A 7,189-nucleotide genomic window follows, 5' to 3' on the forward strand; every position below is an offset into this window, starting at 1 on the left:
GGGTGCCTTCCGGCTCGCGCGGTTCCCCGTGCCCCTGGCGTCACGGCCCCGTTCACCTAGACTTTCCCGGGTTGTCGCGTTTTGGACACGTTCGGTTGGCTGCCGGGGAACCCAGGACAAGGACCGTATGGCCATGATCACCGATTCCGACACCGCGTTGTTCCGCGCCCGGCCGGCGGCCGCGGCGCGGACGCTGGTGGATGTGCTCGCGGCGACAGCGGCCGCGTACCCGCAGGAGCCCGCCCTGGACGACGGGCGGCAGACCTTGAGCTATGCCGGGCTGATGGCCGAAGTGGAGCGGGTGCGGGGGGAGTTGGGGGCGGCCGGGGTCGGGCTGGGGGACCGGGTCGGGGTCCGGGTGCCCTCGGGTGGGAACGAGCTGTACGTGGCGATCCTGGGGGTGCTCGCGGCGGGTGCGGCGTACGTGCCGGTGGACTTCGAGGATCCGGACGAGCGCGCGGAGCTGGTGTTCGGCGAGGCGGACGTCAACGCGGTGATCGGGGTGGACGGCCGGCCGGAGAAGGTGAAGCCCTCGGGCCACGAGGCCGCCCCGCCGAGGCCGGAGCACGACGCGTGGATCATCTTCACCTCCGGTTCGACCGGCAAGCCGAAGGGCGTGGCGGTCACGCATCGCAGTGCGGCGGCGTTCGTGGACGCCGAGGCGGCGATGTTCCTGCGGGAGGAGCCGATCGGGCCCGGGGACCGGGTGATGGCGGGGCTGTCGGTGGCGTTCGACGCGTCCTGCGAGGAGATGTGGCTGGCGTGGCGGCACGGCGCGTGCCTGGTGCCGGTGCCGCGCGCGCAGGTGCGCAGCGGTGCGGATCTGGGGCCGTGGCTGGCCGAGCAGGAGATCACCGTCATCTCCACGGTGCCGACGCTGGCCGCGCTGTGGCCGGCCGAGGCGCTGAACGAGGTGCGGCTGCTGATCTTCGGCGGTGAGGCGTGCCCGCCGGAGCTGGCGGAGCGGCTGGTGACCGAGGGCCGCGAGGTGTGGAACACCTACGGCCCGACCGAGGCGACCGTTGTCGCCTGCGGGGCGCTGCTGACAGGGCGGGCCCCGATCCGGATCGGACTGCCGCTGGACGGCTGGGAGCTGGCGGTCGTCGACGAGGCGGGCGCGCCGGTGCCGATGGGCGGCAGCGGACAGTTGGTGATCGGCGGGGTCGGCCTGGCCCGGTACCTGGACCCGCTGAAGGACGCCGAGAAGTACGCGCCGCTCCCGTCGCTGGGCTGGGAGCGGGCGTACCGCAGCGGCGACCTGGTGCGGGCCGAACCCGAGGGGCTGGTGTTCCTCGGGCGGGCCGACGAGCAGATCAAGCTGGGCGGCCGGCGGATCGAACTGGGCGAGGTGGACGCGGCGCTGCAGGCGCTGCCCGCCGTGTCCGGTGCGGCAGCCGCGGTGCGGACGGCGCGGGGCGGCAACCAGCTGCTGGTCGGCTACCTGGTGGTCCAGGACGGCTTCGACCGTGATGCGGCGGTCGCCAGGCTGCGGGCCGAACTGCCCGCCGCGCTGGTGCCGCTGCTGGCCACCGTCGAACACCTGCCGACCCGGACGTCCGGCAAGGTGGACCGGGACGCGCTGCCCTGGCCGCTGTCGGACCTGGAGACCTCCGGCCCCGCCGAGCAGCTGTACGGCACCGAGGCGTGGCTGGCCGAGCAGTGGACGCAGATCCTCGGCACCCCGGTGCGCGGCGCCGACGACGACTTCTTCGCGATCGGCGGCGGCTCGCTCGCCGCCGCACAGCTCACCACGCTGCTGCGCGGCCGCTGTCCGGCGGTCTCGGTGATCGACATCTACCAGCAGCCGACGCTGCGCAAGCTGGCCCGGCTGCTGGAGAAGTCCGCACAGCCCGAGGGCCCGGCCCGCACCGTCGAGCCGACCCCGCGCCGCGCCCAGGCCCTGCAACTGCTGCTGATGCTGCCCACGGCCACCCTGACCGGCCTGCGCTGGTCGCTGCTGCTGGCCGTCCTCGGCACCGCCCTGAGCCTGTTCGGCGACTACCCGTGGGCCCCCACCGCGCCGTGGTGGCTGCTGCTGGCCGGCGCGGCGCTGCTGTACTCGGCGCCCGGCCGCCTGGCGATCGCCGCGGGCAGTGCCCGGCTGCTGCTGCGCGGCGTCCGCCCCGGCACGTACCCGCGCGGCGGCGGCGTGCACCTTCGGCTGTGGACGGCGGAGCGGATCGCCGAGGCGTCGGGGGCGGTGCAGCTGTCCGGGTCCTGGCTGGTGCGGTACGCGCGGGCGCTGGGCTGCCGGGTCGCGCCGGACGTGGACCTGCACGCGCTGCCGCCGGTGACGGGCCTGTTGCGGCTCGGCAAGGGCTGCGCGATCGAGAACGAGGTGGACCTGTCCGGCTACTGGCTGGACGGCGACCGGCTGGAGATCGGCGCGCTGCGGATCGGCGCGGGCGCGGTGGTCGGCACCCGTTCGACGCTGCTGCCCGGCGCGAAGATCGGCAAGCGGGCCGAGGTCGCGCCCGGCTCCAGCGTCACCGGGCACGTCCCGACCGGCCAGCGCTGGGCGGGCGCGCCCGCCGTGAAGACCGGCAAGGCCACCCGAGGCTGGCCCAAGCAGCGCCCGCCGCGCACCGCCCGCTGGGCGGCCGTCTACGGCGCCACCGGGTTCGCGCTGTCCGCCCTGCCGCTGCTCTCCGCACTGCCCGCCCTGCTGATCGCCGGCCGGTTCGTCCACCCCGGCGACGGCCTCGCCCAGGCCGTGCGGGGCGCGCTGCTGGCCCTCGTCCCCGCCACGCTCGCCTACGGGCTGGCGTACGCCGCGAAGGTGCTGATCGGGGTCCGGCTGCTGTCGCGGGGGCTGCGCACCGGGTACCACCCGCTGCACGGCCGGATCGGCTGGCAGGCGTGGACGGTCAGCCAGCTGATGGACCTGGCCCGGGAGACGCTGTTCCCGCTGTACGCCGCGCTGATCACCCCGGTGTGGCTGCGGCTGCTGGGGATGCGGGTCGGCAAGGGCGCCGAGGTGTCCACGGTGCTCGCGCTGCCGAGCCTGACCACGGTCGGCGACGGGGCGTTCCTCGCCGACGACACCCTGATCGCCCCGTACGAGCTGGGTGGCGGCTGGGTGCGGATCGGGCGGGCCGAGATCGGCGAGCGCGCGTTCCTCGGCAACTCCGGCATGACCGCGCCCGGGCGGGCGGTGCCGGACCGGGGGCTGGTCGGGGTGCTGTCGGCGACGCCGAAGAAGGCCAAGCGCGGCAGCTCCTACCTGGGCATGCCGCCGGTCAGACTGCCCCGGGCCGCCGACACCGCCGACCTGGCGCTCACCTACGAGCCGCCGGCCCGGCTGCGCTGGGCGCGCGGGGTGACCGAGCTGGGCCGGATCGTCCCGGTGCTGGCCTCCGCCGCGCTGGCCGTGCTGACGGCCGCCGCGCTCTGCGCGCTGGACCAGCCGCTGCTGTCGGGGCTGGTGCTGGTGGCGGCGGGCGCCGTCGCCTGCGTGGTCTCCGCCGCCGCGAAGTGGCTGCTGGTGGGCCGGTTCCGGGCGGTCGAGCACCCGCTGTGGTCCTCCTTCGTCTGGCGCAACGAGCTCGCCGACACCTTCACCGAGGTGCTGGCCGTGCCCTGGCTGGTCGGCCGGGCCGCCGGCACGCCGGTGATGACGCTGTGGCTGCGCGCGATCGGCGCCCGGATCGGGCGCGGCGTGTGGTGCGAGAGCTACTGGCTGCCCGAGGCCGACCTGGTCACCCTCGGCGACGGCGTGAGCATCAACCGGGGCTGCGTGCTCCAGACCCACCTCTTCCACGACCGGATCATGCGGCTGGACACCGTGGAGCTCCGCGCGGGCGCCACCCTCGGCCCGGGCGGGATCGTGCTGCCCGGCAGCACCGTCGGCGAACGCACCACCCTCGGACCGGCCTCGCTGGTGATGCGCGCCGAGACGGTGCCCGCCGACACCCGCTGGCTCGGCAACCCGATCGAGGCCTGGCACCAGGAGGAACCACACCGGTGAGCGCCGACCCGTACTTCCCCCGCAACGGGGACCCGCGCTACCGCGCCCACCGCTACGAACTGGCCCTCGACTACCGCCCCGGCCCCAACCGGCTCGCCGCCTCCGCCCGGATCGCCGCCATAGCGGGCCCCGAGCCGCTGCGCGAGTTCACCCTCGACCTGGGGGCGTTCCGGATCGGCAAGGTATTGGTCGACGGCAGGGCCGCGCGCTACACGCACCGCGACGGCAAACTGCGGATCAAACCCGCCAAGGCCCCCGCCGCCGGCGCCCTCTTCACCTGCGAGGTGCACTGGTCCGGCAACCCGCGCCCGGTCCGCAGCCCCTGGGGCGGCCTCGGCTTCGAGGAGATCGAGGACGGTGCGCTGGTCGCCTCCCAGCCGATCGGCGCGCCGTCCTGGTTCCCCTGCAACGACCGGCCCGCCGACAAGGCCGCCTACCAGCTGACCGTCACCACCGCGTCGCCGTACACCGTGGTCACCGGCGGCCGACTGCTCAGCCGCACCACCCGGTCCTCCGCCACCACCTGGGTGTACGAGCAGCCCGCGCCCACCGCGTCCTACCTGGTCGGGCTGGCGATCGCCCCGCTGCGCGAGTTCCCGCTGACCGAACGCGTCCCCGGCACCGTCCCGCAGATCGCCTGGGTGCCGCTGGCGCTGCAGGCCGCGTTCGAGCACGACTTCGCCCGGCAGCCGCAGATGATGCGCCTGTTCGAGGAACTGTTCGGCCCGTACCCGTTCGGCGAGTACACCGTCGCCGTGGTGGACGAGGAACTGGACGTCCCCGTCGAGGCGCAGGGCATGGCCACCTTCGGCCGCAACCACATCGACGGGCAGCGCGGCTGGGAACGCCTGGTCGCCCACGAACTCGCCCACCAATGGTTCGGCAACAGCGTCACCATCGCCGACTGGCGGCACATCTGGCTCAACGAAGGCCTCGCCAAGTACGCCGAATGGCTGTGGTCCGAACGCGCCGGCGGCCCCACCACCCAGCACAAGGCCGCCGAAGCCCACCGCCAACTACGCGGCCTGCCACAGGATTTGGCCATCGGCGACCCCGGCAGGGCGCACATGTTCGACGACCGGGTGTACGAACGCGGCGGCCTCACCGTCCACGCACTGCGCTGCGCCCTCGGCGACGCCGCGTTCTTCCGCCTGCTGCGCGACTGGGCCACCGGCCACCGGCACGCCGTCGTCACCACCGAGGACTTCGCCGCGCACGCCGCCCACTACACCGACCGGCCACTGCGCCCGCTGCTGGACGACTGGCTGCACCTGCGCGCGCTGCCCGACCTCCCGGAGCTGTGACGGTTCGTGACCTGATGTACTGACACCATGGCCGCGAAGCCAACGTGGTCTTCGAAGTCACCGGAGGAACGAGGAACATGAGCACGCACTACGACGTGGTCGTCCTGGGCGCCGGCCCCGGCGGCTACACCGCCGCTGTCCGCTCCGCCCAGCTCGGTCTGCGCACCGCCGTGATCGAGGCCAAGTACTGGGGCGGCGTCTGCCTGAACGTCGGCTGCATTCCCTCCAAGGCACTGCTGCGCAACGCCGAACTCGCGCACACCGTGCTGAAGGAGGCCGACCTCTACGGCATCCAGGTCGAGGGCAGGATCTCCGTCGACTACGGCAAGGCGTTCAGCCGCTCCCGGCAGGTCGCCGACGGCCGGGTCAAGGGCGTCCACTACCTGATGAAGAAGAACAGCATCACCGAGTACGACGGCTGGGGCACCTTCGTCGACGACCACACCCTGCAGGTCGCGCTGTCCGCCGGCGGGTTCCAGATGGTCACCTTCGACCACTGCATCATCGCCACGGGCGCCACCACCCGCCTGCTGCCCGGCACCTCGCTCAGCGAGCGGGTCGTCACCTACGAGGAGCAGATCCTCACCGAGCAGCTGCCGGAGTCGATCATCATCGCGGGCGCCGGCGCGATCGGCGTCGAGTTCGCGTACGTGCTGCACAACTACGGCGTCAAGGTCACCGTCGTCGAGTTCCTGGACCGCATGGTGCCGCTGGAGGACGCCGACGTGTCCGCCGAACTCGCCAAGCAGTACCGCAAGTTGGGCATCCAGGTGCTCACCTCCACCCGGGTCGACGCGATCGACGACTCCGACCCGAACAAGCCCGTCCGGGTCACCGTCACCCGCGACGGCAAGCAGGAGGTGCTGGAGGCCGACAAGGTGCTCCAGGCGATCGGCTTCGCGCCGCGCACCCAGGGCTACGGCCTGGAGGTCACCGGCGTGCAGCTCACCGAACGCGGCGCGATCGCCGTGGACGGGCGGGGCCGCACCAGCGCCGAGCACATCTTCGCGATCGGCGACGTCACCGCCAAGCTGATGCTGGCGCACGCCGCCGAGGCGATGGCCGTGGTCGCCGCCGAGACCATCGCCAAGGCCGAGACCATGGAGATCGACTTCGTGATGGTCCCGCGCGCCACCTACTGCCAGCCGCAGGTCGCCTCCTTCGGATACACCGAGGCGCAGGCCCGCGAGCTCGGCCACGACGTGAAGGTGCAGAAGTTCCCGTTCACCGCCAACGGCAAGGCGCACGGCCTCGGCCAGCCCGTCGGCTTCGTCAAGGTGATCTGCGACAACACCCACGGCGAGCTGCTCGGCGCGCACCTGATCGGCCCCGAGGTCACCGAACTGCTGCCCGAGCTGACGCTGGCCCAGCAGTGGGACCTCACCGTGCACGAGGTCGGCCGCAACATCCACGCCCACCCGACCCTGGGCGAGGCCGTCAAGGAGGCCATCCACGGCCTCGCCGGTCACATGATCAACATGTAGTACCGACCGTGGCGCCGCCCCGGCTCCCTTCGCTGTGCGGCGGAGGGAGCCGGGGCGGCGCCGTTTTCGTTCCTCGGAGCGCTCTCGGAGCGGTCTCGGAGCGGGGGCTGGTGTTCTTTTCTCACCGCACCGGCCGACCGGTCGGGCGGAGGAAACGATCACAGAGGAGCACACCATGGCGAACGTCCTGAAGCTGCAGAAGATGGTCACCGTCGAGGGCAACCCGATCGACGACCAGGAGTCCATCAGCGTCTCGTCCTGCGACTCGCACAGCTGCTGACCCGAAGAGGTCTTCCGGGCACCGGTGGCGCAATGCCGCCTCACCGCACCGGCCGGCCGGTCGGGCGGAGGAAACGATCACAGAGGAGCACACCATGGCGAACGTCCTGAAGCTGCAGAAGATGGTCACCGTCGAGGGCAACCCGATCGACGAC

Annotated in this window: 3 protein-coding genes; all 3 read left to right on the forward strand. The window is 73.0% G+C overall.

The window, feature by feature from the left end:
* The first annotated feature begins 133 nt into the window (after window positions 1-133).
* The 3 genes from ACZ6R9_RS15635 (at window position 134) to lpdA (ending at window position 6,755) form a co-directional block, all read left to right on the forward strand.
* The gene (locus tag ACZ6R9_RS15635) at window positions 134-3,967 is read left to right on the forward strand and encodes a Pls/PosA family non-ribosomal peptide synthetase (RefSeq protein ID WP_465538537.1); all 3,834 of its coding nucleotides are present in this window, start codon (window positions 134-136) and stop codon (window positions 3,965-3,967) included.
* Window positions 3,964-5,271: a M1 family metallopeptidase gene (locus ACZ6R9_RS15640; RefSeq protein WP_465538538.1), complete on the forward strand. Its 1,308-nt coding sequence runs from the start codon at window positions 3,964-3,966 to the stop codon at window positions 5,269-5,271. Before ACZ6R9_RS15635 ends, ACZ6R9_RS15640 begins: the two co-directional genes overlap by 4 nt.
* Window positions 5,272-5,348: 77 nt before the next feature.
* Entirely contained in the window at window positions 5,349-6,755 is a 1,407-nt protein-coding gene (gene lpdA, locus ACZ6R9_RS15645) for a dihydrolipoyl dehydrogenase (RefSeq protein WP_380477886.1), read from the forward strand.
* The last annotated feature ends 434 nt before the right edge of the window (window positions 6,756-7,189 follow it).

The sequence above is a fragment of the Kitasatospora sp. NPDC048662 genome, from assembly GCF_055587065.1.